Origin of the sequence: Xanthomonas hortorum (assembly GCF_040279205.1) — a bacterium.
Classification (GTDB): Bacteria; Pseudomonadota; Gammaproteobacteria; order Xanthomonadales; family Xanthomonadaceae; genus Xanthomonas; species Xanthomonas hortorum_F.
Genome location: NZ_JBEOLS010000018.1, coordinates 19031 through 44621, shown reverse-complemented (window position 1 = coordinate 44621; position 25591 = coordinate 19031). Strand labels below are relative to the sequence as shown.

At 63.1% G+C, this 25591-nt stretch carries 23 protein-coding genes and 1 pseudogene; 10 read left to right on the top strand and 14 right to left on the bottom strand.

The window, feature by feature from the left end; all coding sequences use genetic code 11:
• Positions 1-225: 225 nt before the first annotated feature.
• The gene (locus tag ABS769_RS09505; RefSeq protein WP_317060070.1) at positions 226-909 is read right to left on the bottom strand and encodes a hypothetical protein; all 684 of its coding nucleotides are present in this window, start codon (positions 907-909) and stop codon (positions 226-228) included.
• Positions 910-998: 89 nt separating this feature from the next.
• Here ABS769_RS09505 and ABS769_RS09500 point away from each other — a divergent pair, with 89 nt between their 5' ends.
• Positions 999-1634, top strand: a complete 636-nt coding sequence (locus ABS769_RS09500; protein WP_317060072.1) for a Crp/Fnr family transcriptional regulator — start codon at positions 999-1001, stop codon at positions 1632-1634.
• A gap of 255 nt (positions 1635-1889) precedes the next feature.
• Here the strand turns inward: ABS769_RS09500 and glmS are convergent, their stop codons facing one another.
• Positions 1890-3719 (bottom strand): glutamine--fructose-6-phosphate transaminase (isomerizing), encoded by a 1830-nt coding sequence (gene glmS / locus ABS769_RS09495; protein WP_317060114.1) that lies wholly within the window; start codon positions 3717-3719, stop codon positions 1890-1892.
• Positions 3720-3932: 213 nt separating this feature from the next.
• On the opposite strand from glmS, the gene ABS769_RS09490 reads away from it, so the two are divergent.
• From ABS769_RS09490 to ABS769_RS09455, 8 genes and pseudogenes are all read left to right on the top strand, one after another.
• The gene (locus tag ABS769_RS09490) at positions 3933-5204 is read left to right on the top strand and encodes an efflux RND transporter periplasmic adaptor subunit (RefSeq protein WP_317060073.1); all 1272 of its coding nucleotides are present in this window, start codon (positions 3933-3935) and stop codon (positions 5202-5204) included.
• Positions 5205-5243: 39 nt separating this feature from the next.
• Positions 5244-5963 carry an ABC transporter ATP-binding protein gene (locus ABS769_RS09485; RefSeq protein WP_023902459.1) on the top strand — a complete coding sequence of 240 codons (720 nt, stop codon included), beginning with the start codon at positions 5244-5246 and terminating at the stop codon, positions 5961-5963.
• A gap of 11 nt (positions 5964-5974) precedes the next feature.
• Positions 5975-7273 carry an ABC transporter permease gene (locus tag ABS769_RS09480; protein WP_317060074.1) on the top strand — a complete coding sequence of 433 codons (1299 nt, stop codon included), beginning with the start codon at positions 5975-5977 and terminating at the stop codon, positions 7271-7273.
• A 55-nt stretch (positions 7274-7328) separates the two neighbouring features.
• Complete coding sequence (locus tag ABS769_RS09475; protein ID WP_317060116.1) at positions 7329-8561, top strand: ABC transporter permease; 1233 nt, start codon at positions 7329-7331, stop codon at positions 8559-8561.
• A 42-nt stretch (positions 8562-8603) separates the two neighbouring features.
• Entirely contained in the window at positions 8604-9932 is a 1329-nt protein-coding gene (locus ABS769_RS09470; RefSeq protein ID WP_317060117.1) for an ABC transporter permease, read from the top strand.
• Between the two features lies 1 nt (position 9933).
• On the top strand, positions 9934-11169 hold the full coding sequence (locus tag ABS769_RS09465; protein WP_317060075.1) for an ABC transporter permease: 1236 nt from the start codon (positions 9934-9936) through the stop codon (positions 11167-11169).
• 108 nt (positions 11170-11277) lie between these two features.
• Positions 11278-12611 (top strand): annotated as a pseudogene (locus ABS769_RS09460) (sigma-54-dependent transcriptional regulator).
• Positions 12612-12619: 8 nt separating this feature from the next.
• Positions 12620-13972, top strand: coding sequence for a sensor histidine kinase (locus ABS769_RS09455; protein WP_317060077.1), 1353 nt, complete (start codon positions 12620-12622; stop codon positions 13970-13972).
• A 40-nt stretch (positions 13973-14012) separates the two neighbouring features.
• Here ABS769_RS09455 and ABS769_RS09450 read toward each other — a convergent pair whose 3' ends face one another.
• Together ABS769_RS09450 and glmU are read right to left on the bottom strand one after the other, a co-directional pair.
• Positions 14013-14978, bottom strand: a complete 966-nt coding sequence (locus ABS769_RS09450; RefSeq protein WP_317060078.1) for a right-handed parallel beta-helix repeat-containing protein — start codon at positions 14976-14978, stop codon at positions 14013-14015.
• Positions 14979-15075: 97 nt separating this feature from the next.
• Positions 15076-16440: a bifunctional UDP-N-acetylglucosamine diphosphorylase/glucosamine-1-phosphate N-acetyltransferase GlmU gene (gene glmU / locus ABS769_RS09445; RefSeq protein WP_317060079.1), complete on the bottom strand. Its 1365-nt coding sequence runs from the start codon at positions 16438-16440 to the stop codon at positions 15076-15078.
• Between the two features lie 144 nt (positions 16441-16584).
• Here glmU and ABS769_RS09440 point away from each other — a divergent pair, with 144 nt between their 5' ends.
• Entirely contained in the window at positions 16585-16968 is a 384-nt protein-coding gene (locus ABS769_RS09440) for a GtrA family protein (protein WP_168957199.1), read from the top strand.
• Between the two features lie 264 nt (positions 16969-17232).
• Here the strand turns inward: ABS769_RS09440 and ABS769_RS09435 are convergent, their stop codons facing one another.
• The 10 genes from ABS769_RS09435 to ABS769_RS09390 all read right to left on the bottom strand — a co-directional run bounded on the left by ABS769_RS09435 (position 17233) and on the right by ABS769_RS09390 (position 25507).
• The gene (locus ABS769_RS09435) at positions 17233-17802 is read right to left on the bottom strand and encodes a chorismate mutase (RefSeq protein ID WP_317060086.1); all 570 of its coding nucleotides are present in this window, start codon (positions 17800-17802) and stop codon (positions 17233-17235) included.
• Positions 17803-18035: 233 nt separating this feature from the next.
• Positions 18036-18458, bottom strand: a complete 423-nt coding sequence (locus tag ABS769_RS09430) for a F0F1 ATP synthase subunit epsilon (protein ID WP_006450428.1) — start codon at positions 18456-18458, stop codon at positions 18036-18038.
• A gap of 168 nt (positions 18459-18626) precedes the next feature.
• Positions 18627-20033 (bottom strand): F0F1 ATP synthase subunit beta, encoded by a 1407-nt coding sequence (gene atpD, locus ABS769_RS09425; RefSeq protein WP_006450427.1) that lies wholly within the window; start codon positions 20031-20033, stop codon positions 18627-18629.
• A 144-nt stretch (positions 20034-20177) separates the two neighbouring features.
• Positions 20178-21041 (bottom strand): F0F1 ATP synthase subunit gamma, encoded by an 864-nt coding sequence (gene atpG / locus ABS769_RS09420; protein ID WP_317060087.1) that lies wholly within the window; start codon positions 21039-21041, stop codon positions 20178-20180.
• A gap of 189 nt (positions 21042-21230) precedes the next feature.
• A complete protein-coding gene (atpA, locus tag ABS769_RS09415; protein ID WP_317060088.1) occupies positions 21231-22778 on the bottom strand; it encodes a F0F1 ATP synthase subunit alpha in 1548 nt (515 codons plus the stop codon).
• Positions 22779-22825: 47 nt separating this feature from the next.
• On the bottom strand, positions 22826-23353 hold the full coding sequence (locus tag ABS769_RS09410; RefSeq protein WP_317060090.1) for a F0F1 ATP synthase subunit delta: 528 nt from the start codon (positions 23351-23353) through the stop codon (positions 22826-22828).
• Between the two features lie 3 nt (positions 23354-23356).
• Complete coding sequence (locus ABS769_RS09405; protein WP_006450423.1) at positions 23357-23827, bottom strand: F0F1 ATP synthase subunit B; 471 nt, start codon at positions 23825-23827, stop codon at positions 23357-23359.
• 113 nt (positions 23828-23940) lie between these two features.
• The gene (atpE, locus tag ABS769_RS09400) at positions 23941-24243 is read right to left on the bottom strand and encodes a F0F1 ATP synthase subunit C (protein ID WP_317060091.1); all 303 of its coding nucleotides are present in this window, start codon (positions 24241-24243) and stop codon (positions 23941-23943) included.
• Between the two features lie 72 nt (positions 24244-24315).
• Positions 24316-25116 carry a F0F1 ATP synthase subunit A gene (atpB, locus tag ABS769_RS09395; protein ID WP_317060092.1) on the bottom strand — a complete coding sequence of 267 codons (801 nt, stop codon included), beginning with the start codon at positions 25114-25116 and terminating at the stop codon, positions 24316-24318.
• A gap of 25 nt (positions 25117-25141) precedes the next feature.
• Positions 25142-25507, bottom strand: coding sequence for a hypothetical protein (locus tag ABS769_RS09390; protein ID WP_005920882.1), 366 nt, complete (start codon positions 25505-25507; stop codon positions 25142-25144).
• Positions 25508-25591: the final 84 nt, after the last annotated feature.

Genomic DNA, 25591 nt, shown 5'->3' with positions numbered 1-25591 from the left:
CGCCCATCTCGCAGTGAGCGCAGCGCTTTATCGGCCGTTCCTACTCCACCGTCACCGACTTGGCCAAGTTGCGCAGCTTGTCCACATCGGTGCCGCGCGCCAACGCGGTGTAATTACGCCAACAGTTGCACCGGAATGGTGTGGATCACCGGCGACAGCACGCCGGCGTCGCGCGGGGTGCGGATCACGTGCACGCCTTCGGAACTGCCACTGCAGGGCACGTCATCAGGTACGCAAGACCAGTGCCTTTCGCTCTTCACGATTCACGAGCCACGTGAGCAATGCACCCGGCAGCAGGAATCCCAGCGTCACAAGCAAGCCGTGGAGCATATGTACCGCCGGCTCGTCCAGCACGGCGATGTGCTTCATCGGAGACAGCCACGGGGAAAGATTGAAGAACGCGATCGTCAAGACGACAAGCGGCCAAATCCAGTTCACCCCACGCTTGCGCGCAGAATTCCAGGCGTAAGCGGCCAGCACAACAACAAAGACTCCTTCGATCACCCAAGAGGCGGTGCCAAGCCGTCCCCACAGTCCCAGACCAAAGTGGGTCTGGGAATGCGGCAAAAGCGCCAGGTCATTGTTGTGCATCGGCCAGTCGGCGAGGAAGTGAGAGAAGGACGCGATGAACGCCAGGACTGCAACGCGCCTGTCTTTCCAGAAGAAACCGGCCCAGACAACCGACCACACGACCGCCGCCAGCAGCGAATGATCCCAGTCGATGAATGTCAGGTCGAAGAACAGATAGGGGCCTGCAGCGAGGTTGGGCGTTACCAGGTCCCAGCCAAGCATGATGAAGATGCCGTCCAGGATGTCGAGGAAGCCGACGCCCAGCAGGAGCGGAAGCGTCGGGATGCTTGGAAAGCGGGCTTTCAAGGCGAGTCCGATCGCAAAGTGACCCACATACATGGCTGGTGCTCCAAAGATTAGGCCTGCATGGTGCCCCCGTTGAACCCTCCAGACTGTAAAATCAGAACAGTTCGACCACGGTCCCGGCTATGCCTGACGATGGAACCCTGAGTCCAGAGATTGCAGAGATTTTTCTCTCTCAGGCGTCGGTTCGAACGTTTGTTGCGGGCCAGCGGATCTTTGATCTGGGCTCCTCCCCCGCCTGCATGTTCGGCATTCTCAGCGGCGCGGTCCGGGTCTCACTGGAGCCGATGCAGCTCAGCGAGAGGCTGTCGCTGGTGCTTGGACCAGGCCAGTGGTTTGGGGAAGTTCCGCTACTGGATGAGCGGGCGCGGGCATTCAGCGCGGTCGCCCACGGACTTAGCAAGATCGCCGTCGTTTCGACTGTCGCCTTCAACCGGGTCATCGTATCCAACCCGGCTGCGCTCCTGGCCATCACACGCCTGGTTTGCTCAAGATATCGCCAGACTCTGGACTGGATTGAAGCCAACCAGGCACGTTCACTCGAACGCCGACTGGCGGCCCAGCTTCTCACTGCCCAACACAACATCCGCATGCCACAGAGTGCTCTCGCTGACAGGCTAGGCGTCTCCCGTCCTACCGTGAGCCGACTCTTGAAAGCGTGGAAAGCCCAAGGGTTGATCGACGTTGGCTATGGCAAGGTGAATGTGCTCAACGTGGAAGCCCTGACATCGATCTTCGCAGGGGAGCGAGAACGGGACTAGCGCGCCTGGATGCCTACTCGCACCTCGATGATCAGGCCAAGCCACGGAACCAGCATGGCTATCCAATCTGTGGGGGACACGCCGACAGTAATCGCAAGAGTCGCGCCGTGGAAACGCAGAAGGGCGGGAGCAATGACGCCCCCGCCCTTCTGCTCTTTTCATATTTGGACGAGTAAGTACTGCACGCCCGTCACGCGTCAGCGCCAGTTGGACCGCTAGTTACATCCGACCACGCAGGATGCTGCGCTTTTGCTGCTACTCCACCGTCACCGACTTGGCCAGATTCCGTGGCTTGTCCACATCGGTGCCGCGTGCCAGGGCGGTGTGATACGCCAGCAACTGCACCGGGATGGTGTGGATCACCGGCGACAGCACGCCGGCGTGGCGCGGGGTGCGGATCACGTGCACGCCCTCGGACTCGCTGAAGTGGCTGTCCTGGTCGGCAAACACGAACAGCTCGCCGCCACGTGCGCGCACTTCCTGCATGTTGGATTTGACCTTTTCCAGCAGGCGATCGTTCGGCGCAATCACCACCACCGGCATCGCCGCGTCCACCAAGGCCAGCGGGCCATGCTTCAACTCGCCGGCCGGATACGCTTCGGCGTGGATATAGGAAATTTCCTTGAGCTTGAGCGCGCCTTCCAGCGCGATCGGGTAATGCAGGCCGCGGCCGAGAAACAGTGCGTTTTCCTTGGCCGAGAAACGCTCGGCCCAGGCCATGATCTGCGGCTCAAGATTCAGGGCGTGCTGCACGCTGCCCGGCAGAAAGCGCAGCTGCTCCAGATACTCCGCTTCTTCGGCCTCGCTGATGCGGCCCTGCAATTTGCCCAGCACCATGGTGAGCTGGAACAACACCGCCAGCTGCGTTGTGAACGCCTTGGTCGAGGCCACGCCGATCTCGGCGCCGGCACGCGTGTAGCACACCAGTTCGCTGGCGCGCGGGATCGCGCTTTCGGGCACGTTGCAGATCGACAGCGTGTGCAGATGCCCCAGCGATCTGGCGTATTTCAGCGCCTCCATCGTGTCCAGCGTTTCGCCGGATTGGGAGATGGTGACGATCAGATGTTTGGGATTGGCGTAGGCGGCGCGGTAGCGGTATTCGCTGGCGATTTCCACGCTGCACGGCAGCCCGGCGATGGCTTCGATCCAGTAACGCGCGGTCATGCCGGCGTAGTAACTGGTGCCGCAGGCCAGGATCTGCACGCCTTCGATGTCGCGCAACACCGCTTCGGCATTCGGGCCGAACAGAGACGCAGGAAATCCCTTCGCATCGATCGCCGCTTCGATGGTATCGGCCAGCGCACGCGGCTGCTCGTGGATTTCCTTCTGCATGAAATGCCGGAACGGACCGAGCTCCAGCGATGCCAGCGACACATCCGACAGATGCAGCGGGCGTTCGACCGGCGCGTCGTTGCCATCGAAGATGCGCACGCCATCGCGGCGCAATTCGGCCGTATCGCCTTCTTCCAGGAAGATCACCTGGCGGGTGGCCTGCACGATGGCCGAGACATCGGAGGCGACGAAGTTCTCGCCCTCGCCCACGCCGATCAGCAACGGGCAGCCCATGCGCGCGCACACGAAGCGCTCCGGTTCGGCCTGGCTCATCGCCGCCAGCGCGTAGGCACCGGTGAGCTCCTTGACGGTGCGCTGCAGCGCGGTCAACAGGTCGCCTGCGCTGCCCAGATGGTGATGGATCAGGTGCGCGATCACTTCGGTATCGGTCTGCGACTCGAAGGTATAGCCGAGCGCACGCAGCTTCTCGCGCTGCTGTTCGTGGTTTTCGATGATGCCGTTGTGCACCAGCGCCACGCCGTCACTGATGTGCGGGTGCGCATTGGCCTCGGTGACCCCGCCATGGGTGGCCCAGCGGGTGTGGCCGATGCCCAGCGTGGCCCCGAACTGCTCGGCCTGCGCCGCCTGCGCCATCTCCGCCACGCGCCCGGTGCGGCGCACGCGGCGTACCTGCGCGCCATCGAGCACGGCGATGCCGGAGGAATCGTAGCCGCGGTACTCCAGACGCTTCAGTCCTTCGATCAGGACCGGGACCACATCGCGCCCGGCGATCGCTCCGACAATGCCGCACATAGGACAACCCTTGAGGACGAAGCCGGGCATTTTAGCGTGTCCGCTATTGTCCGCTGCATGACCATGCCCGGACAGCGTGTCCGCGTTGGTGTCCGCGGACACTGCGGACACTGCGGACACTAACCATGCAGGCATAAAAATCTTTAGTTTCAACCACTTGGCAATTGGCACAGGTTCTGCTTTATCGCGGTGACGCCAACGAGCCAGCCGATCATGATTCGCGATACCTCTGCCCAGGACCAGGTTCTCCGTACATCCGCCCAGCGCGCGCCGTGGCGCCGTTGGCTATGGCCTGGTATCGCTGCGGTCGCCGTGTTGGCCGGTATTGGTTGGGCGGTCACCGCGTGGAGCGCCGGCAGCCGCTCGTTCGATGCCAGCCGGGTGCGCATCGCCACCGTCAGCCAGGGGGATCTGGTGCGCGACATCGCCGCAGACGGCCGCGTCATCGCCGCCAACAGCCCGGTGCTGTACGCCATCTCGGCCGGCACGGTGACGCTGAGCGTGGTGGCCGGCGACGTGGTCAAGCAGGGCCAGGAGCTGGCGCGCATCGACAGCCCGGAGCTGCGCAGCAAGCTGGCGCAGGAGCAGGCCACGCTGGCCGGCCTGGAAGCCGAATCCAGCCGCGCCGGGCTGGATGCCACGCTGGCCCGTGCCAACGCCAGCAAGCTCACCGACCAGGCCAAGATCGACAAGCAGGCCGCCGCACGCGACCTGGAGCGCTATCAGCGCGGCTACGATGGCGGCGCCGTGCCGCAGGTGGAACTGGCCAAGGCACAGGACACCTTGAAGAAGACCGATATCGACCTGCAGCACGCGCAGCGCGACGCCTCACTGAAGAGCCAGGGTGCGGATCTGGATTCGCGCAACAAGCGCCTGCTGGCCGACCGCCAGCGCGCGGTGGTGGCCGAGGTGCAGCGCCAGGTCGATGCGCTCACGCTGTTGTCGCCGTTCGATGGCCAGGTCGGCCAGGTGCAGGCGGTGCAGCGCACCCAGGTCACTGCCAACGCACCGATCCTGGGCGTGGTGGATCTGTCCAAGTTCGAAGTCGAGATCAAGGTGCCCGAGAGCTTCGCGCGCGATCTGGCGATCGGCATGCCGGCCCAGCTCACCAGTGGCAATGGCGAACCGTTCCCCGGCGCCATCTCGGCGGTGTCGCCGGAAGTGGTCAACGGCGAAGTCACCGCACGCATCCGCTTCACCGACAAGCAGCCGCCGGGCCTGCGCCAGAGCCAGCGCATGAGCGCGCGCGTGGTGATGGACACCCGCCGCAACGTGCTCAAGGTCGAGCGCGGCCCGTTCGTCGAACAATCCGGCGGCAGCTACGCCTACGTGATGGACGGCAACACCGCAGTACGCCGCCCGGTGCGCATGGGCGTCAGCAGCCTGGGCGAAGTGCAGGTGCTGTCAGGGCTGCAGGTCGGCGATCGCGTCGTGGTGTCCGGTGCAGATAACTTCGGCGATGCGCCGCGCGTCACCGTTCACTAACTCTCTTTCGCACACATCTCCTACGCAAAGGACTCGGCAATGCTCAAGATGCAATCGGTCTCCAAGGTCTTCCGCACCGAACAGGTAGAAACGCACGCGCTGCGCTCGCTGGACCTGCATGTGCGCGAAGGCGAATTCGTCGCGGTCACCGGCCCCTCTGGCTCGGGCAAGACCACTTTTCTCAACCTGGCCGGGTTGCTGGAAACCTTCACCAGCGGGCAGTATCTGCTCGATGGCGAAGACGTCAGCCATCTTTCCGACGACGCGCGTTCGCGCCTGCGCAATCAGAAGATTGGCTTCATTTTCCAGGGCTTCAATCTGATCCCCGACCTCAACCTGTTCGACAACGTCGATGTACCGTTGCGCTATCGCGGCATGGCGGCGGCCGAGCGCAAGCAGCGCATCGAAGAGGCCTTGACCAAGGTCGGCCTGGGTTCGCGCCTGAAGCACTACCCCACCGAGTTGTCCGGTGGTCAGCAGCAGCGCGCCGCGATCGCGCGTGCATTGGCCGGCAGCCCGCGCTTGCTGCTGGCCGACGAACCCACCGGCAACCTCGACTCGCAGATGGCACGCGGGGTGATGGAGTTGCTGGAAGAGATCAACAGCCAGGGCACCACCATCGTGATGGTCACCCACGACCCGGAACTGGCCGCCCGCGCGCAGCGCAACGTGCACATCGTCGACGGCCAGGCCACTGATCTGGAACGCAATCCTGCGCTAATGCGCTCGCGCGATAGCGCACCCACCTTGGCCGAATAAGGGGCACGTCCATGTTCGGCTATTACTTCAACCTGGCGGTGCGCAGCTTCCGCCGCAACAAGATCCTCACCGCGCTGATGGTACTGGCGATCGCGCTGGGCATCGGCGCCAGCATGACCACGTTGACGGTGTTCTATGTTCTGTCTGGCGATCCGATTCCGCAGAAGAGCGATCGGTTGTTCACTGCCTTGGTGGACCCGTACCCCAAAGCAGGCTACCAACCGGGAGAAGAACCTGGCGACCAGGTCACTCGCTTCGATGCCGAAACGCTGCTGCGCGAAAAGCGCGCAAAACGCCAGGCCTTGATGACCGGCGGACGAGTGGCGATCGAGCCCGACAAGAACGGCATGACTGCCTTCAAATCGGAAGTACGCTTTACTTCGGCAGATTTCTTCCCAATGTTCGAAACGCCCTTCCTGTATGGCCAGGGTTGGTCGGCCGGTAGCGACGAGGGGCACGAACGCGTTGCGGTGATCACCAAGGAACTCAACGACAAGCTGTTCGACGGCAGCAACAGTGTCGGCCGCGACCTGCGCATGGACAAGAACACCTTTCGTATCGTTGGTGTTCTCAATGACTGGAAAGTCAACCCACGTTTCTATGATCTCAGCAACAGCTACGGCTCGAGCGAGCAAGTGTATCTGCCATTCTCCGTCGCGATGGATCTGAAGATGGATCATTACGGCGGTATGAATTGCTACGGCAAGAACGACAGCGACCAGACAGCGCTCAACGCATCCTGCACATGGATGCAGTACTGGGTGGAGCTTGACAGCCCAGCGCAGGCCGGCGACTACAAAGCCTACCTGGATAACTACTCCGATCAGCAGCGCGCTGCAGGGCGCTTTGAACGTCCGAACAATACCCGCCTGCGCAACGTGATGGAGTGGCTGGACTACAAGGAAGTGGTCCCTAGCGACGTCCGCCTGCAGCTGTGGCTGGCGATGGGCTTCCTGCTGGTGTGTCTGCTCAATACCGTAGGTTTGCTACTCGCCAAGTTCCTGCGCCGCAGTGGAGAGATCGGCGTGCGTCGCGCCCTGGGTGCCTCACGCGGTGCCATCTTTGCGCAATGCCTGGTCGAAGCCGGAACCATCGGACTTGCCGGCGGCGTTGCAGGGCTTGGGCTGGCATGGTTGGGGCTGTGGGTCGTGCGCCAACAACCTGTCGACTACGCCAAGCTTGCGCATCTGGATCCGAAGATGTTGTTGCTCACCTTCGCATTGGCGCTCGTTGCCAGTCTGTTGGCCGGCTTGCTGCCCTCCTGGCGTGCCATCCAGGTTGCGCCTGCGCTACAGCTCAAAGCGTCCTGACCACCAAGCCCGCCGCCCTGCGGCGGGCACGGCCTCTTATCCGAAGGTACCGCCCATGGACATCCGCCCCATCATTTCCACCCTGCGCCGTCACAAGACCGCATCAGCATTGATCGTGCTCGAAATCGCACTCGCCTGCGCCATCATCTGCAATGCCATGTTCTTGATCGGCAACCGCATCGAGACGCTGCAGCAACCCAGCGGCATCGCCGAATCGGAACTGGTCAGCGTCCAATTGGGCGGCATCGGCACCCAGGTCAATGCAGAAGCGCGCACACGCGAAGACCTGGCTGCACTGCGCAGCCTGCCAGGTGTCCGCAGCGCGATCGTCATCAATCAGATTCCCTTTGTGCATTACTCATGGAACAGCAGCATCTCCCTGACGCGTGAACAAGAGCGCCAGACACTTAGCGCTGCGCAATACATGGCCAGCGAAGGCACCCTCGGCACACTTGGCCTGCAACTGGTCGCAGGGCGTGATTTCACCGCAAGTGAATTCATCGATATGGCACAGGCCAATAACGACAGGTCCATCGACCAGAAAGGCCTTTCAGTGATCATCACTCGGCGCATGGCTGACAAGCTGTTCCCCTCGCAGAATGCATTGGGAAAGACAGTCTATGCAGGCGATACCGCACTCCACATCATCGGCATCGTGCAGACACTGGCACGCCCCACCAACAATAGCGCCGGCGGTGTTGATCAAAGCAATTACTCGATGTTGCTACCACTGCGCATCGACTACACCGCAGGCCAGTACATTATTCGTGTCACCGATCCAACGCGTCGGGCAGAGGTGCTGCAATCTGCCGTCGCTGCGCTGATGAAATTAGACAATAGCCGGCTGGTGCTGAAACAGGAGACGTATAGCGAAATCCGCGCGGAATATTTCGAGAATGATCGCGCAATGGTGTGGCTACTTGGCGCGGTCTGTATCGCACTGCTGATCGTCACCGCACTAGGCATCGTGGGCTTGGCCAGCTTTTGGGTGCAGCAACGCACCAAGCAAATTGGTATTCGGCGTGCCCTGGGCGCCACGCGCGGCCAGATCCTGCGCTACTTCCAGATCGAAAACTTCCTGCTGGCCTCGGTCGGCATTGTGCTCGGCATGTTGCTGGCGTACTCGATCAATATCTGGCTGATGGCCCGTTACGAGTTGCCACGCCTGCCGGTGCTGTATCTGCCGATCGGCGCGTTACTGCTCTGGGCGCTGGGCCAGATCGCCGTGTTCTGGCCCGCGCGCCGCGCCGCGCTGGTACCGCCGGCAGTGGCCACGCGCAGCGCGTGAGGTGACACAGATGCCGATCGACACACGCAAAGACGTCCGGTGATGTTGCATTACTGCCTGCAACTGGCCTGGCGCAGCCTGTTGCGCACCCCGATCGCCAGCACCCTGGTGGTACTGGCAATCGGTCTGGGTATCGGTGCGAGCATGACCATGCTGACGGTCCTGCATGTCATGTCGCGCGACCCGTTGCCCGGCAGAAGTCAGCGGCTCTACACCCCACATCTGGATCCGCTGCCCCTAGACCTTCCACGTACGCGGGAATGGGGCGACCCTTCAGACAATCTGACCTGGCCAGATGCGATGGCCCTGCTACGTGCAGGGCCGGCTGTCCATCAAGCGGCCTTGGCGAGCGGACAAGCGCTGATCTGGCCGGTGCAGGTCGCCACGGCCCCACTCGACCTCAATGGCCGCTATACCACTTCAGAGTTCTTTGCGCTGTTCGGCATCCCGCTGCAACGTGGGAGCGGCTGGAACAGACAGGACGACCAGAACCACGCGCGCGTGATCGTGTTGAGCCAGCAGCTTGCAAGAACCTTGTTCGGTTCACGCGATCCAATCGGCCAGACCGTCGCCGTCGGCGGGCAGCACATCGGCTTTCGCGTTATCGGCGTCGTTGGCAAATGGAATCCGCAACCGCTGTTTTATGCCGACCCAAGCCGCAAAGGCGCCTTTGGCGACCAGGACGATTTCTTTCTGCCGCTCTCGACCGCGATGGAGCTTGAGCTGGACGCCGGCACCAGCATCAGCAGTTGGGAGACGCGCAGCGACAGCGGCGTCAAACAACTCCAGAACCCATCCACCAGTTGGCTGCAGTTCTGGGTGCAACTGGATACCCCGCAACAGGTGGCTGCGTATGAGCGCTTTCTCTACGACTACGCCGCAACCCAACATGCCAGCGGGCGCTTTCAGCGACCACCGCAGACGGCCCGACTGTATTCGTTGATGGACTGGCTGGAACACCTGCAGATGGTGCCCAACGACCTGCGCCTGCAGACGCTGCTGGCCTTGGGATTTCTGTGGATCTGCCTGATCAACGTGATTGCCCTGTTGCTGGCGAAATTCCTGCGCCGCAGTGGCGAGATTGGCGTGCGCCGCGCACTTGGCGCGCGCCGCGGCCACGTGATGTTGCAGTTTGGCACTGAAGCGGCACTGATCGGCGTCGTGGGTGGCCTGCTGGGAACCGCGATCGCCGCAGTGGGGCTCTGGAGCGTGCGCCAGCGCCCCGACGACTATGCCGCGTTGGCGCACCTGGATGCGCCAATGCTGCTGACCACCGTGGCGCTTGCCATCGTCGCCGCACTGCTCGCAGGACTGCTGCCGGCCTGGCGGGCAAGCCGCATCAACCCGGCCCTGCAGGTCAAGGACCTCTGAGATGCGACTGCCACTTCGCCCGATTCTTTCCAGCCTCGGACACCACCGCCTCACCGCCGGGCTGTTGGCCCTGCAGGTGGCGCTGACCTGTGCATTCGTCACCAATGCGGTGTTCCTGATCGGCGACCGGATCGACAGACTGCGCACGGCGACCGGCTTGCCCGAAGACCAAGTGTCGCTGGTCACCGTTCGCGGCCTGCATGCCAAGGCCGGTGCGCCAGCGCAATGGCAGGCCGACCTGATCGCGCTGCGCGGCATTCCCGGGGTCACGGCAGCCACGGCAATCGGCGAGACGCTGCCGCTGTCCGGTGGCGCCGACGACAGCGGCATCTGTGCCGATCAACGCGCACTGGAGCGCGCAATCGCACTGCGATCCAGCGGCGCTGCCGGCTGCGTCGACGCCAGCTATTACACCGGCTCGCCCGGCTTCGTGCGGGCCATGGGCGCACGCCTGATCGCCGGCCGCGATTTTCGGCCGGACGAGTATTCCAGCTCCACGCCGGGCGCGATCATCGTCACCCGCTCGCTGGCGCAGCAACTCTGGCCAGATCAGGTGGCCGTCGGCAAAACGCTTTATGGATGGGACAGCCAAAGCACCGTCGTTGGCGTGGTGGAGGACCTGCTGCGACCAAGGCTGCGCAAGCCCGAGCTCGATCATCTGGTGGCCTTGTCGCCGCAGCTCCCCACCGGCAATCAGACGCACTATCTGTTGCGCAGCGCGCCGGAAGACCGCCGTCGCGTGTTGGCGCAGGTGGCCGGCGTGCTGGTCAAATCAGGCCCGTTGCGTATGATCCCGGGCGACAAGCAACGCAGTTTTGCGCAGATACGCGCACGCTACTTCCAACGCGATACGACGATGATCGGCCTGTTGCTTGCGGCGACCACGGGCCTGCTGTTTGTCACCGCCCTGGGCATCGGAGGATTGGCCAGTTTCTGGGTCCAGCAGCGGACGCGACAGATCGGCATCCGTCGCGCCATCGGTGCGACCCGTGGCGATATCCTGCGTTACTTCCAGACGGAAAATCTGCTGATCGTCGGCAGCGGCAGCGCCTTGGGCATGCTGTTGGCGCTGCTGCTCAACCAATGGCTGATGCTCCGCTACGACGCGCAACCCGTACCGCCGCTTTACTTACCAGCCGGTGCGGTGACCGTGCTGCTGCTCGGCCAGCTTGCGGTGCTGTGGCCTGCACGACGCGCCGCGGCAGTGGCCCCGGCGACCGCGACGCGCAGTGCATGAGGTGCCTGAGCCGTCGGATGCCGGCACGACAACCCTGCCTGCTACTGCGATGATGCGATCTGCCTACCCCGTTCGTCCGTTCGCTCTCGCATTCCAACAAGGTTCCCGATGCCGCAAATCCTGATCATCGACGACAACACCGCCGTGGCCACCGCGCTGGAGGTGCTGTTTTCGTTGCACGACATCGACGCGCGGCATGCGCATTCGCCGCAGGCCGGATTGGCGTTGCTGGACGAGCAAGGGTTCGATCTGGTGATCCAGGACATGAACTTTACCGCCGACACCACCTCCGGCGAAGAGGGCGAAGCGCTGTTCGCGCAGATCCGTCAGCGCCACCCGGATCTGCCGGTGATCCTGCTCACCGCCTGGACCCATCTGGGCAGCGCGGTGGGCCTGGTCAAGGCCGGTGCGGCCGACTACATCGCCAAGCCCTGGGACGACACCAAGCTGCTGACCACGGTCAACAACCTGCTGGAACTCTCCGAAGCACGCCGCGAACTCGAACGCCGCCGCGAGCGCGAACGCCGCGGTCGCGAGCAGCTGACCCAACGTTACGATCTACGCGGCGCGGTGTTCGCCGACAACGCGCGATCGCGCTCGCCTGCCAGGTCGCACGCTCGGACCTGCCGGTGCTGATTACCGGCCCCAACGGCAGCGGCAAGGAGAAGATCGCCGAGATCATCCAGGCCAACTCGCCAGCAAAGAACGGCCCGTTCATCGCGCTCAACTGTGGCGCACTGCCCGGTGAATTGATCGAAGCAGAATTGTTCGGTGCCGAGGCTGGTGCCTACACCGGTGCGAACAAGGCGCGCGAAGGCAAGTTCGAAGCGGCCGATGGCGGCACGCTGTTTCTCGACGAAATCGGCAACCTGCCATTGGCAGGTCAGATGAAGTTGCTACGCGTGCTGGAAACCGGCCGCTACGAGCGCCTGGGCTCCAATCGCGAACGCCACGCCAAGGTGCGCGTGATCAGCGCTACCAATGCCGATCTGCAAGCGATGATCCGCGAGGGCAGTTTCCGCGAGGATCTGTATTACCGCCTCAACACGGTGGAAATCGCGCTGCCCGCACTGGCCGAACGCCCCGGCGATATCGAGCAGTTGGCCGAGCACTTTCTGGCCGGCGACAAACCGCTGTCCACGCAGGCGCGCGATGCCTTGCAACGGCATGCCTGGCCCGGCAACGTGCGCGAGCTGCGTAACGTGCTGCAACGTGCGTCCCTGCTCGCGCAAGGTGTGCGTATCGAAGCCAGCGATCTGAACTTGCCACGCGCAGCCGCACCGCGCCCGGTTGCGCCGGCGGCAGGCGAGCCGGATCGTGCCCGCATCGAACAGGCACTGGCGCGCGCACAAGGCGTCATCGCCCAGGCTGCCGCCGAGCTTGGCCTGAGCCGACAGGCGCTGTATCGGCGCATGGACCGCTACGGCATCACCTCGGAATGATTCCCCGTATGTGGCAGCGTTCTTTCACGTTCTCGCTGTTTTTGCGGCTGTTGCCGGTGCTTGCGCTGGCGGCTGCACTGCCCTGGTTTACCGCGTACTGGCTGGATCGCGGCTGGGAAGTGGCGGTGTTATCGGCGGTGGTCCTGTTGTCGGCAATGTGGTTCAGCCTCAGCCGCGCCACAGCTCCGATGCGCTCGCTGTTCCGCGCATTGGCCGGCACCACCAGCAGCTACCGCGATGGCGAATACAACTTCGGCGTGTACTGGCGCGGCACTGACGAGCTGGCGCAGCTGGTGCAGGCGCATGCAGAGCTGGGCGAGGTGCTGCGCGCGCAACGGCGCAATCTGGTGCAGCGCGAATTGATGCTCGACACCATGTTGCAGAACACCCCGGTGGCGATGTTGCTGGTGGTGGCCGGTGGCGATGGCGTGCGCCGTATTGGTTTCTCCAACAACGCAGCGCGCAAGCTGCTGCATGACGGACGCAAACTCGAAGGCCAGCATCTGGACGATGTGCTCGGTCGCATGCCGAACGAATTGCGCGATGCACTCGCACGCGGCGGCGATTGCCTGTTCGCAGTGCGCGAAGACGGCGATGACGAAGACGACGAGCAGATCTATCACCTCTCCCGCCGCAGTTTTCATCTCAACGGACGCGGCCACGAGCTGTTGTTGATCCGCACCTTGACCAACGAACTGCGCCGCCAGGAAGTGCAGACCTGGAAGAAGGTGATCCGTGTGATCAGCCACGAATTGAACAATTCGCTTGCACCGATCGCCTCGTTGGCGCATTCCGGCGCCGAGTTGCTGCGTCGCGAACGCACCGATCGGCTCGGCATCGTGTTCGAAACCATCGAAGAGCGCGCACGCCATCTGGAAGGCTTCATCCGCGGCTACGCACGCTTTGCCAAGTTGCCGCAGCCGCAGCTGCAGACCATCGAATGGGCGCCGTTTTTGGAACGTTTGCAGCAACAGATCCCCTTCCAGCTGCAAGGCGCGCTGGCGGATGTCTCCAGCCGCATCGATGCGGCGCAGATCGAACAGGCATTACTCAACCTGCTCAAGAACGCACACGAAGCCTGCAGCGAGGCGCAGCCACCCAACAGCGACGTCGCTGTGCGCGTGACCCGCGTGCCGCAATGGCTACGCATCGAAGTGCTGGACCGCGGCAACGGCATGAACGAGGCCGTGCTGCATAACGCGCTGATGCCGTTCTACTCGACCAAGCGCAACGGCACCGGGCTCGGACTTGCGCTCACCCGCGAGATCGCCGAAGCCCATGGCGGACGCATCTCGCTGCACAATCGCGAACACGGCGGGTTATGCGTCACCTTGTTGCTGCCGTCTGCGGTGGCCGGTTAGTTCGCTGCAAGCTGTAGCGAGCAACCGTTTGATAACGGCTTCACTCGCCACGAAGCGTGCCACGCTCTTCGATTCGCGGTTTCTTCAACTCACCACAGGCGTCGTCTGCACCCGTCGTTCGCGTGGCGTCGATCGCGCCGTAATAGCCAGCCCCCACCGTGTTGTCGAAGAACTGCCCGCCTTGCGAGGGACACTCGCCTTCAGGCTTGATCCAGTCCGAAAACGCCGCGTACTTGCCTGCCCTGACGAAACGGTTGGCACCCACGTAAGTGTTGTCAGAAGCATCGCGGGTGCGTACCGCATCGCCGTTGACGTCGATAAACGTATTGCCCTCGATCCGATTGCCGGAGGAGTGACGGGCCAGATACAGCGCATGGATGAAGCCCGAGGTCTTGGTGTCATTTTCGATGGCCACGAAGCGATTGCGTTCGATGCGATTGTCGCGCGAATTCTGCAGCCGGATCGCCGCGAACGAATACGCAGCCTCGCTGCTGCTGCCGTGGATGCCACCAATCCGCTCGAAGGTCATATTGCGGATCACGTTGCCGCTGTTACCGTCCTGGCCGCGTTTGCTGCTGCCCAGATCCATTGCCATCCAGTAATTGCTGACCTTCAACCCGGTGAAGGTCAGCCGGGTGGCAGCATCGCCGCCGCCCTTCAGCGTGAACCAGGTCGCGCCACCGCGTCCGTCGAACCACGGTGGCGCGGCAGCGTCGGACGCGGCGATAAAGCGAATGGGCGCCCCGTTGGTGAATGACCATTGCACCGACTGCCGCAAATAGGTGCCTGCGGCAATCACCACATCTACCGCGCCGGTGGGGCGCCGTTCGAGCAAGCGCTGTTGGGCTGCATTCAAACTGCGCAATGCCGTCGAGGCACTGGTGCCTGCTGCGGTGTCGTTGCCATCCGGTGCCAGATACAGCCGCAAGGTCTGTGCGCATACCGCGCCGGGCAGCAGCGCTGCCAGGAACACCATCAACAAGACTGCGTAGCGTCGCATTTGCATCGGGCACCTCGTGATCGGTGGTGACGTGCGTGGTCTGTCGGTATCGTCACTGCGCAGCACGTATACAGCGCAGTGCAACGAGCCGCACACACCAGAACTACTTTTTGGTCGGACGCTCCCAGCCTTCGACCACGGTCTGACGCGCACGGGTGACGCTAAGCTGCCCGGCAGGCGCATCGCGGGTGATCACCGAACCCGCGCCGACGGTGGCCATGGCACCGATCTCTATCGGTGCCACCAGTGCGCTGTTGGAACCGACAAAGGCGCCATCGCCGATGGTGGTCTGCGACTTGTTCACCCCGTCGTAGTTGCAGGTGATGGTGCCGGCGCCGATGTTGACCTTGCTGCCGATCACCGCATCGCCCAGATAGGTCAGATGGTTGGCCTTGCTGCCCACGCCCATCGTGACCTTTTTGGTCTCGACAAAGTTACCGATGTGCACGCCATCGGCTAATACGGTGCCAGGCCGTAGCCGCGCGAACGGGCCGATCATCGCTGCGCCCTCGGTCACCACGCCTTCCAGATCGCAGTGCGCGCGTACCTGGGTACCGGCGCCGAGCGTGACATCGCGCAGCCGTACGAACGGGCCGATCACCACGCCATCGCCCAGCGTCACCTCGCCTTCCAGAATCACATCGATATCCAGTTGCACGTCATTGCCCACTGTCACCGTGCCGCGTTGCTCCACGCGCGCCGGGTCGGCCATGCGCACGCCGCGCAGGCACAGCGCACGTGCCGCACGTGTCTGCCAGGCGCGCTCCAGTAGCGCGAGTTGCCACAGGTCGTTGGCACCTTCCACATCCTGCGGATCACTCACATGCACCATGTCGGCCGGGGTGAAATCGGCCGCGGCGCTGGCAAACACATCGGTGAGGTAGAACTCGCCCTGCGCATTCTGGTTCGACAAACCACTCAGCCAACGACGCAGCGCCGTGGACTCGGCGGTGAGGATGCCGGTGTTGATGGTGCGGATGCGGCGCTGCTCGTCGTTGGCATCCTTCTGCTCGACGATCGCGGCGACCTTGCCTTCGGCATCGCGCAAGATGCGGCCGTAACCGGTGGGATTGGGCACATCGGCCACCAGCACCGCCATGCGCCCGGGTGCGTGCAGCAGTTGCAGCAAGTCGTTGGACTGGATCAGCGGCACATCGCCGTACAACACCAGCACCGTGGCTGCGTCCGGAATCGCATGCATCGCCTGCTGCGCCGCATGCCCGGTGCCCAGTTGCTGACGTTGCTCGGCCCAGTGCAGATCGCTTTGCGCAGCGAACGCCGCCTGCACCTGCTCACCACCGTGCCCGTGCACCACATGGATCGCGGCTGGCTGCAACTGCCGCGCAGTGGCGATCACGTGCGCCAGCATCGGCTGGCCGGCAAGCGGCTGCAGCACCTTGGGCAGGGACGAGCGCATGCGCTTGCCCTCTCCCGCGGCCAGGATCACGACGTGCAGGGGCAAAGTCATCGAAGCGTTCCAAAACGTGAGATGGACAAATTCTAGTCGCTGTCTCGGCAGCGCGTCGTTACCGCATCGCCGTCTTTTGGTGATTACGATTTTTAAGCGCCGCTGCCGTTAGCATGAGCGCCCTCTCACGATCACCCGGCCCGCATGAGTCTGTTCCGCCAAGGCAGCCAGTTCACCCTGATTGGCGCCCTGCAATTGGCTGTGGATTGCGGCATCTTCATTGCCGCCACGGCGGCGGGCATGCCGACAGTGCCTGCCAATCTGCTCGGGCGCATCAGCGGTGCAGTGCTCGGCTTCTGGCTCAACGGCCGCTACACCTTCGCCCAGGAAGGCGGTGCACGTCTGGGCTGGCAGCGCTTCCGGCGCTTTGCGGTGATGTGGCTGGTGCTCACACTGATCAGCACCTGGCTGCTGTCGGCGACGGTGGACCTGGTCGGCCTGCGTCAGGCCTGGCTGGCCAAACCGCTGGTGGAAGGCGGCTTGGCGATCGTGTCGTTTTTTCTTGGCCGGCATGTGGTGTATCGCTGAGCGAGCGCACTGACGCTAGCGTAGTGACGGATGACGGTGTTGCTGCTTTCCGCTGGAGGGAACGCCATCTGTACCGCCGCCAAGTGCAGACAAGCCAACACAGGTTTAGCTGATCGCTTGCTCGGTAGAGCGTCCCCCTCGTAAAGGGAGGGTCGGCGCTTAGGTGCTGGTGGCGGGCCGAATTTCAATCAGCATCGGTTTCATCGAAACCAGCAACCGACAAGCGTTGCTGCGTTCGTATTCAACCGATACATGCCGCTCAACTCAGCGGCAGAAATCGCCCAGGCTGCGTACCAGTGCGGCGCGATGCAGCGCATCCAGCTGCCATTGCGCCGCGTAATGCGCTGCTGCACGCGCGGTGCTGGCCGGGCACCCGGGCGCTGCGCGCAAGGGTGCAACGTCGGCCAATGCATCGAGCAATTGTCCTTGCAGCTGATCCAGACGCACACGCAACGTCGCCAGATCCGGACGTGCGGTGTCCGGCGCGCGTCCGCGTTCGCGCCAGTGATTCAACAGTGCGTACTGCACTGCCTTGTTGGCCTCGATCTGCGCCGCAAAGAACCGCGCCGCATCCTCGGCATCCAGCCCGTGCGCAGCGGCCTGATCGCGCACGCTCTGCAGCACCGCCGCCTCGCGGGTCTGATCCAGCACCGGCTTGCCGCTGTCCCACTTGCTCAGCGCCACCGCATCGCCGATCGCATTGCGCTGCACGATGCGATCCAGCAACGGATCCAGCGGCGGCTGGCTACGCGCCGGCAGTGCACAGCCCAGCAGTGCGACGGCCAGCAGGCCGGTCAGCGCGTAACTGCGAAAGCCATCGATCGTGCGGGTCATTGGGTGTTCCTCAACGTGCATGGGTGAGAGGCCGCGCCGCCTGCAGAAGGCGGCATCGCGCAAGGCACGCAGTGTGCCTGCTCCCCCGGTGCAGGTGGGCTGCGCCACGCAGGCGCATCTCTGAAAACGAAAACGCCGACACGATGGTCGGCGTTTCCAGTGCCACACCTGCGTGTGGCTGTAGATCTGTTGTCACGCTTGCACGCGCCGCGGGGGCGCACGCCATCGTGCGTTTAGTGCTTCAGCGTACGACGCAAGCGCTCCAGCGCCTGCAACTGCACGGTCGCCTCGGCCAACCGACGCTGCGCTTCCGCCACATCCACCGCGTCGCCACGGTTGGCCAGCAGACGTTCGGCCTCTTCCTTGACCTTGCGTACCGCAGCTTCATCGATGTCCTGGGCACGCACCGCGGTGTCGACCAGCACGGTCACCACCTGCGGCTGCACTTCCAGGATGCCGCCGGAAATGGCGAAGTCCAACTGCTCGCCGCTGGCGGTGGTGACCACCACCTTGCCCGGCTTCAGGCGCGTGATCAGCGGCGCGTGCTTGGGCGCAATGCCCAGCTCGCCCAACTCGCCGGTGGCCACGACCAGCGTCGCCTCACCGTGGAAGATTTCCTTCTCGGCGCTGACGATGTCGCAACGGATAGTGCTCATGGTGCCTCACTCTGTGAGGCGGGGAATCGGGAATCGGGAATCGGGAATGGGAAGAGCCGCTGGCTGCGTACGCTTCCTGGTTCCCACATTTCCGACTCGCCTACAACCCGCCTTTACGATTCCCGATTCCCGATTCCCGATTCCAGCCGCACAGCGGCTGGGATCACATCAGGCCTTGGCGCTCATCTTGTTGGCTTTCTCGACGGCTTCTTCGATGCTGCCGACCATGTAGAACGCCTGCTCCGGCAGGTGGTCGTACTCGCCATCGCAGATCGCCTTGAAGCCGCGGATGGTGTCCTTCAGCGAGACGTACTTGCCCGGCGAGCCGGTGAACACTTCAGCCACGTGGAACGGCTGGCTGAAGAAGCGCTCGATCTTGCGTGCGCGCGATACCGACTGCTTGTCTTCTTCGCTCAGCTCGTCCATGCCCAGGATCGCGATGATGTCCTTCAGTTCCTTGTACTTCTGCAAGGTCTGCTGCACGCGCTGGGCGGTGTCGTAGTGCTCGTGGCCGATCACCAACGGGTCCATCTGGCGGCTGGTGGAATCCAGCGGATCCACGGCCGGGTAGATACCCAGCGAGGCGATGTTACGGCTCAGCGTGACGGTGGAATCCAGGTGGGCGAAGGTGGTCGCCGGCGACGGGTCGGTCAGGTCGTCCGCGGGCACGTACACGGCCTGGATCGAGGTGATCGAACCGCTCTTGGTCGAGGTGATGCGTTCCTGCAACACGCCCATTTCTTCAGCCAGGGTCGGCTGGTAACCCACTGCCGACGGCATACGGCCGAGCAGCGCGGACACTTCGGTACCGGCCAGCGTGTAGCGGTAGATGTTGTCCACGAACAGCAGCACGTCCTTGCCCTTGCCGTTCTCGTCCTTCTCGTCGCGGAAGTACTCGGCCATGGTCAGGCCGGTCAGCGCCACGCGCAGACGGTTGCCCGGCGGCTCGTTCATCTGGCCGTACACCATCGCGACCTTGTCCAGGACGTTGGAGTCCTTCATCTCGTGGTAGAAGTCGTTGCCCTCACGGGTACGCTCGCCCACGCCAGCAAACACGGACAGACCCGAGTGCGCCTTGGCGATGTTGTTGATCAGTTCCATCATGTTGACGGTCTTGCCGACGCCAGCACCGCCGAACAGGCCGACCTTGCCGCCCTTGGCGAACGGGCACATCAGGTCGATGACCTTGATGCCGGTCTCCAGCAGCTCGGTGCTGGAAGACTGGTCTTCATACGACGGCGCAGCGCGATGGATTTCCCAATGGTCCGAGGCCTGCACGTCGCCGGCTTCGTCGATGGGGCGACCCAGCACGTCCATGATGCGGCCCAGCGTACCGGCGCCGACCGGCACCGAAATCGCGCGCTCGGTGTTGGTGGCCAGCAGGTTGCGCTTCAGGCCGTCGGTGGAGCCGAGCGCAATCGTGCGCACCACGCCATCGCCGAGCTGCTGCTGCACTTCCAGGGTGATTTCGGTGCCTTCAACCTTCAACGCGTGATAGACCTTCGGCACTTCATGGCGCTGGAATTCGACGTCGACGACCGCGCCGATGATCTGAACGATCTTGCCCTGACTCATTTTGCTGCTCCGGTTAGCTTTGTTCTGTCCGAGTGGCAGATGCCATCTCGTGGAATTTTGTGATTTGGGATTCGTGATTGGGGATTCGCAAGGGCGCAATCCGCTGCGCTCCTACCAATCCCGAATCCCCAATCCCGGCCGTGCCTATACCGCGGCCGCGCCGCTGACGATTTCCGAAATTTCCTGGGTGATCGCCGCCTGACGCGCCTTGTTGTAAACCAGTTGCAAGGTGCCGATCATCTTGTTGGCGTTGTCGCTGGCGGCCTTCATCGCCACCATGCGCGCAGCATGTTCGGAGGCCACGTTTTCCAGCACGGCCTGGTACACCAGCGACTCGATGTAACGCGTCATCACGTGCTCCAGCACGCTGGCGGCATCGGGTTCGTACAGGTAATCCCAATCGTGATGCGCCACCTTGTGCTCGGCGGCCGGCAACGGCAGCAGCTGATCGAAGCTGGCCTTCTGGGTCATCGTGTTCACGAAGCGGTTGTAGACCAGATACACGCGATCGACCTTGCCTTCGGTGAAGGCATCCAGCATCACCTTGATCACACCGATCAACTGCTCGATGTGCGGGCTGTCGCCCAGATGGGTGACGCTGCCAACCATGTTGACCTTGATGCGGCGGAAGAACGCCGAGGCCTTCTGACCGATGGTCACCACGTCGATCTCGGCGCCCTGCTCCTGCCACGGGCGCACTTCGCCCAGCATCTTGCGGAACAGGTTGTTGTTCAGACCGCCGGCCAGGCCGCGGTCGGAAGAGATCACGATGTAACCGACCCGCTTGACCTGCTTGCGCTCGACCAGGAACGGATGCTGGTAGTCGGTGCTGGCCTGCGCCAGATGCCCGATCACCTGCTTCATGGCCTGCGCGTAGGGGCGCGAGGTCTTCATGCGGTCCTGCGCCTTGCGGATCTTGGAGGCCGAGACCATTTCGAGCGCGCGCGTCACCTTGCGGGTGTTCTGCACGCTCTTGATCTTGGTTTTGATTTCGCGTCCGCCTGCCATTGCTCGCTCGCTTCGCTGGTGGGATTCGGGATGGGTGATTCGGGATTGGCCAAAGCCTCCCGCATCCCGCACCACGACTCCCGAATACCTGAATCTGGAGATTCGTAAGTGGTACTTCGAGTGGCCTAAGCCCCCGAACCACCGCTCTTACGAATCCCGACTGCCCAATCCCAAATCCCGGCTACTGACTTACCAGCTACCGGTGGTCTTGAACTCTTCGATGCCCTTCTTGAAGCCGGCTTCGATGTCGTTGTCCCAACCGCCGGTTGTGTTGATCTTGGAGATCAGCTCACCCTGGGTGTTGGCGAAGTGCGCGTGCAGGCCTTCTTCGAACGCCAGCAGCTTGTTGACCGGCACTTCATCGAGATAGCCCTCGTTGACGGCGTAGATCGACAGCGCCTGGTTGGCGATGGACATCGGCGCGTACTGCTTCTGCTTCATCAGCTCGGTGACGCGCTGACCGCGCTCGAGCTGCTTGCGGGTAGTTTCGTCCAGATCCGAGGCAAACTGCGCGAACGCCGCCAGCTCACGGTACTGCGCCAGTGAGATACGGATGCCGCCAGACAGCTTCTTGATGATCTTGGTCTGGGCCGCACCACCGACGCGCGACACCGAGATACCGGCGTTCACGGCCGGACGGATACCGGCGTTGAACAGGTCGGTTTCCAGGAAGATCTGGCCGTCGGTGATCGAAATCACGTTGGTGGGCACGAATGCAGAGACGTCGCCAGCCTGCGTTTCGATGATCGGCAGCGCCGTCAGCGAACCGGTCTTGCCGGTCACCGCACCGTTGGTGAACTTCTCCACATATTCCTCGGACACGCGCGCAGCGCGCTCGAGCAGACGGCTATGCAGATAGAACACGTCGCCCGGATAGGCTTCGCGACCCGGCGGGCGCTTGAGCAGCAGCGAGATCTGGCGGTAGGCCACGGCCTGCTTGGACAGATCGTCGTACACGATCAGCGCGTCTTCGCCGCGGTCCATGAAGTATTCGCCCATGGTGCAGCCGGCGTAGGGGCTGATGTACTGCATTGCGGCCGATTCGGACGCGGTCGCAGCCACCACCACGGTGTGTGCCAGCGCGCCGTTCTCTTCGAGCTTGCGCACGATGTTGGCAACGGTCGAGGCCTTCTGGCCGATCGCCACGTAGACGCACTTGATGCCGGTGCCCTTCTGGTTGATCACCGCATCGATCGCCAGCGCGGTCTTGCCGGTCTGGCGGTCGCCGATGACCAGCTCGCGCTGGCCGCGGCCGATCGGGATCATCGCATCGACCGACTTGTAACCGGTCTGCACCGGCTGGTCGACCGACTTACGCCAGATCACGCCCGGCGCAACACGCTCCACCGGTGCGGTCTGGGTGGCGCCCAGCGGGCCCTTGCCGTCGATCGGCTCGCCGAGCGCGTTGACCACGCGACCGAGCAGCTCCGGACCCACCGGCACTTCCAGGATGCGGCCGGTGGTCTTGGCCACGTCGCCTTCGCGCAGGTTCTCGTAGTCGCCCAGCACCACGGCGCCGACCGAATCGCGCTCCAGGTTCAGCGCAAGCGCGAAGGTGTTGTTGGGCAGTTCGATCATTTCGCCCTGCATCACGTCGGCCAGGCCGAAGATGCGCACGATGCCGTCGGACACGCTGGTCACGGAGCCTTCGTTGCGCGACTCCGCGGACAGCTTGACCGTCTCGATGCGGGTCTTGATCAGGTCGCTGATTTCGGAGGGGTTGAGCGTGGTTGCCATCGTTCAGTCCTAGGTGCCGGCCGCGAGGGCCATGCGTTTATGTGAATTCAGTGGGCGAGCGAGCTTTGCAGACGCGCGAGCTTGCCCTTCAGCGAGCCGTCGATGACCACGTCGCCGGTGTCGATCACCGCGCCGCCGATCAACGAAGCATCCACCGCGGTGGTGATGTCCACCTCGCGGCCAAAACGCTTCTTCAGCGCAGCAGCGATCGTGTCCAGCTCGGTCGCGGTCATTTCGGTTGCCGAGGTCACCGTCGCCTTGACGACATGTTCGGCCTCGGCGCGCAGCTGTTCGTACAAGCCTGCGATTTCCGGCAGCACCGACAAACGCTGCGCATCGGCCAGCAGGCCAAGAAAACGCAGATAGTCTTCGCTCGCCGTTGACGGCGCCAGCAACGTCACTGCCTGTTCCTGGCGCAAGGCCGGGTTGAGCAGCAATGCAGCCACGCGTGGGTCGCCGGCCACCTGCGCCGAGAACGCCAGCGCATCGGACCAGAGTGCGAAGGTACCGCCCTCACGCGCGATCGCAAACGCGGCACGGCCGTAGGGACGGGCAAGTGTGAGGGCCTGGCTCATCGATTAAATCTCCGCCGCCAGCTCGTCGAGCAGCGCCTTGTGGGCGTTGGCATCGATTTCGCGCTTGAGCAGCTTCTCGGCACCGCTGACCGCCAGCACCGAGATCTGCTTGCGCAGTTCTTCGCGGGCACGGGTGGCAGATGCGTCGATTTCGGTCTGCGCCAGATCCTTCTGACGGTTGGCTTCGGCAATTGCCTCGTGCTTGGCCGCTTCGATGATCTGGTTGGCGCGCGCATGGGCCTGATCGATGATCTCGTTGGCCTTGGTGCGTGCGTCCTTCAGTGCTTCGTTGACCTTTTCCTGCGCCTGCGCCAGATCCTTCTGACTGCGATCGGCCGCAGCCAGACCTTCAGCGATCTTTTGCTGACGCTCTTCGATCGCCTGCAGCAGCGGCGGCCAGATTTTGGTCGCGACGATCCAGATCAGACCGGCGAAGGCCAGCGCCTGGGCAAAGATGGTAAGGGTGATGTCCATGGGTCGCTCAATCGCTCTTTAGGGGTGAAAGCGCCGCCGCATGGCGACGCTTTCCGACCTTCATCCGCGGAGACAACCGCACGCGGTTGCCTCCACATCCTGCTACCGCTGGATCAGCCAGCAGCCTGCGACAGACGCTCGATGAACACCTGGGCCATCGGGTTGGCGAAGGCGAACAGCAGGCCGACAGCGACGCTGATGATGAACGCGGCGTCGATCAGGCCAGCGGTGATGAACATGCGGACCTGCAGCACCGGGATCAGTTCCGGCTGGCGCGCGGCAGATTCCAGGAACTTGCCAGCCATGATGGCCAGACCGAGGCCGGCACCCAGCGCGGCCAGGCCGATCATGATGCCGACGGCGAGGACGGTGGAGCTCTGGACTTGAGCGAGGTTGGTCAGGACGGCGAGGTACATGGTGATCTCCGAACGAAAGTTTCTAAGGGTGATGGATGAATCGGGATGAAGCAGATGAAGGGTGCAGCAAACTCAGTGACTGTCTTCGGCAAGGCTCAGATACACGATCGACAGCATCATGAAAATGAAGGCCTGCAGCGGAATCACCAACAGGTGGAACAGCATCCAGCCGAGGCCGAATACGCCGCCAGCAACCATGCCGGCGATGCCCGCACCGCCCAGCACCCAGATCAGCAGGAAGACGATCTCGCCGCCGAACATGTTGCCGAACAGTCGCATCGCCAACGAAATCGGCTTGCTCAGCCACTCGACGATGTTCAAAAGCAGGTTGAACGGCATCATCCACTTGCCGAACGGCGCCGTCAGGAATTCCTTGGTCATGCCGCCCACGCCCTTTGAGCGCAGCGAGAAGAAGATCATCAGGAAGAACACGCTGATCGACATGCCCAAGGTGGCATTGACGTCGGCGGTCGGCACCGGCTTCCAGGCGTGGATGCCGGCCCAGCCCAGCGGGATGGCAATGAAGTCGGCCGGGATCATCTTGATGAGATTCATCAACAGGATCCAGAAGAAGATCGTGATCGCGATCGGGGTCACCAGCTTGCTGGTGCCGTGGTAGGTGTCCTTGGCCTGCCGGTCGACGAACTCCAGGCAGATTTCCACGAACGCCTGCCACTTGCAGGGCACGCCGGCGGTGGCATTGCGGGTCGCCGTCCAGAAGCCGACGACCATCACCAGGCCCATCAGCACGGCCATGACCAGGGTGTCGACGTGGATGGTCCAAAACGTACCGCCACCCTCGCGAACCGGATAGATCAGGTTCTGCAAGTGATGCTGGATATAGGAGGTAGGTGTTGCTGCCTCGCCCGCCATGTGTCCGGAGCCCTTTAAGTTCGAATCAACGCCTGGCCAGAGCCAGAACCTGAAAAATCAGCCCGATGGCGATACCCGCCAACAAAGCCAGAGGAGGCAGCCGCCACAGGCCGAAGCCAAGCGCCAGCGCCACGAAAACCAACACCCACTTCAACACCATTGCCAGAATCAGCCGGACCATGGCAATGCCGGCTGCCTGAATACCGCCACCTAGCGCGGTCCGTGCTGCCACCCAACCGCCCAGCACCGTCGCAAACCCGGTCAATGCCAGACCGGCAGCGTAACGGGGACCGACCAACAGCAACCCCAGACTGGTTATAGCTACAGCGGCAAGCGGATATACCGCAGCGCGCAGCATCAACCGCCGACCCGCGTCAACGGAGTTCAGCACTACGGTTACCTTACGTGTGAATGAGTGGGAAGCGCAGATGCGCCTCGTCGAGCCGCGAAAGTATAGCAATGGGACAAATTGCGA

Bases quoted from the DNA above. Each gene is read 5' to 3' on its own strand.
- ABS769_RS09505 (WP_317060070.1), bottom strand. From the start codon at position 909: ATGTATGTGGGTCACTTTGCGATCGGACTCGCCTTGAAAGCCCGCTTT.
- ABS769_RS09500 (WP_317060072.1), top strand. From the start codon at position 999: ATGCCTGACGATGGAACCCTGAGTCCAGAGATTGCAGAGATTTTTCTC.
- glmS (WP_317060114.1), bottom strand. From the start codon at position 3,719: ATGTGCGGCATTGTCGGAGCGATCGCCGGGCGCGATGTGGTCCCGGTC.
- ABS769_RS09490 (WP_317060073.1), top strand. From the start codon at position 3,933: ATGATTCGCGATACCTCTGCCCAGGACCAGGTTCTCCGTACATCCGCC.
- ABS769_RS09485 (WP_023902459.1), top strand. From the start codon at position 5,244: ATGCTCAAGATGCAATCGGTCTCCAAGGTCTTCCGCACCGAACAGGTA.
- ABS769_RS09480 (WP_317060074.1), top strand. From the start codon at position 5,975: ATGTTCGGCTATTACTTCAACCTGGCGGTGCGCAGCTTCCGCCGCAAC.
- ABS769_RS09475 (WP_317060116.1), top strand. From the start codon at position 7,329: ATGGACATCCGCCCCATCATTTCCACCCTGCGCCGTCACAAGACCGCA.
- ABS769_RS09470 (WP_317060117.1), top strand. From the start codon at position 8,604: ATGTTGCATTACTGCCTGCAACTGGCCTGGCGCAGCCTGTTGCGCACC.
- ABS769_RS09465 (WP_317060075.1), top strand. From the start codon at position 9,934: ATGCGACTGCCACTTCGCCCGATTCTTTCCAGCCTCGGACACCACCGC.
- ABS769_RS09455 (WP_317060077.1), top strand. From the start codon at position 12,620: ATGTGGCAGCGTTCTTTCACGTTCTCGCTGTTTTTGCGGCTGTTGCCG.
- ABS769_RS09450 (WP_317060078.1), bottom strand. From the start codon at position 14,978: ATGCAAATGCGACGCTACGCAGTCTTGTTGATGGTGTTCCTGGCAGCG.
- glmU (WP_317060079.1), bottom strand. From the start codon at position 16,440: ATGACTTTGCCCCTGCACGTCGTGATCCTGGCCGCGGGAGAGGGCAAG.
- ABS769_RS09440 (WP_168957199.1), top strand. From the start codon at position 16,585: ATGAGTCTGTTCCGCCAAGGCAGCCAGTTCACCCTGATTGGCGCCCTG.
- ABS769_RS09435 (WP_317060086.1), bottom strand. From the start codon at position 17,802: ATGACCCGCACGATCGATGGCTTTCGCAGTTACGCGCTGACCGGCCTG.
- ABS769_RS09430 (WP_006450428.1), bottom strand. From the start codon at position 18,458: ATGAGCACTATCCGTTGCGACATCGTCAGCGCCGAGAAGGAAATCTTC.
- atpD (WP_006450427.1), bottom strand. From the start codon at position 20,033: ATGAGTCAGGGCAAGATCGTTCAGATCATCGGCGCGGTCGTCGACGTC.
- atpG (WP_317060087.1), bottom strand. From the start codon at position 21,041: ATGGCAGGCGGACGCGAAATCAAAACCAAGATCAAGAGCGTGCAGAAC.
- atpA (WP_317060088.1), bottom strand. From the start codon at position 22,778: ATGGCAACCACGCTCAACCCCTCCGAAATCAGCGACCTGATCAAGACC.
- ABS769_RS09410 (WP_317060090.1), bottom strand. From the start codon at position 23,353: ATGAGCCAGGCCCTCACACTTGCCCGTCCCTACGGCCGTGCCGCGTTT.
- ABS769_RS09405 (WP_006450423.1), bottom strand. From the start codon at position 23,827: ATGGACATCACCCTTACCATCTTTGCCCAGGCGCTGGCCTTCGCCGGT.
- atpE (WP_317060091.1), bottom strand. From the start codon at position 24,243: ATGTACCTCGCCGTCCTGACCAACCTCGCTCAAGTCCAGAGCTCCACC.
- atpB (WP_317060092.1), bottom strand. From the start codon at position 25,116: ATGGCGGGCGAGGCAGCAACACCTACCTCCTATATCCAGCATCACTTG.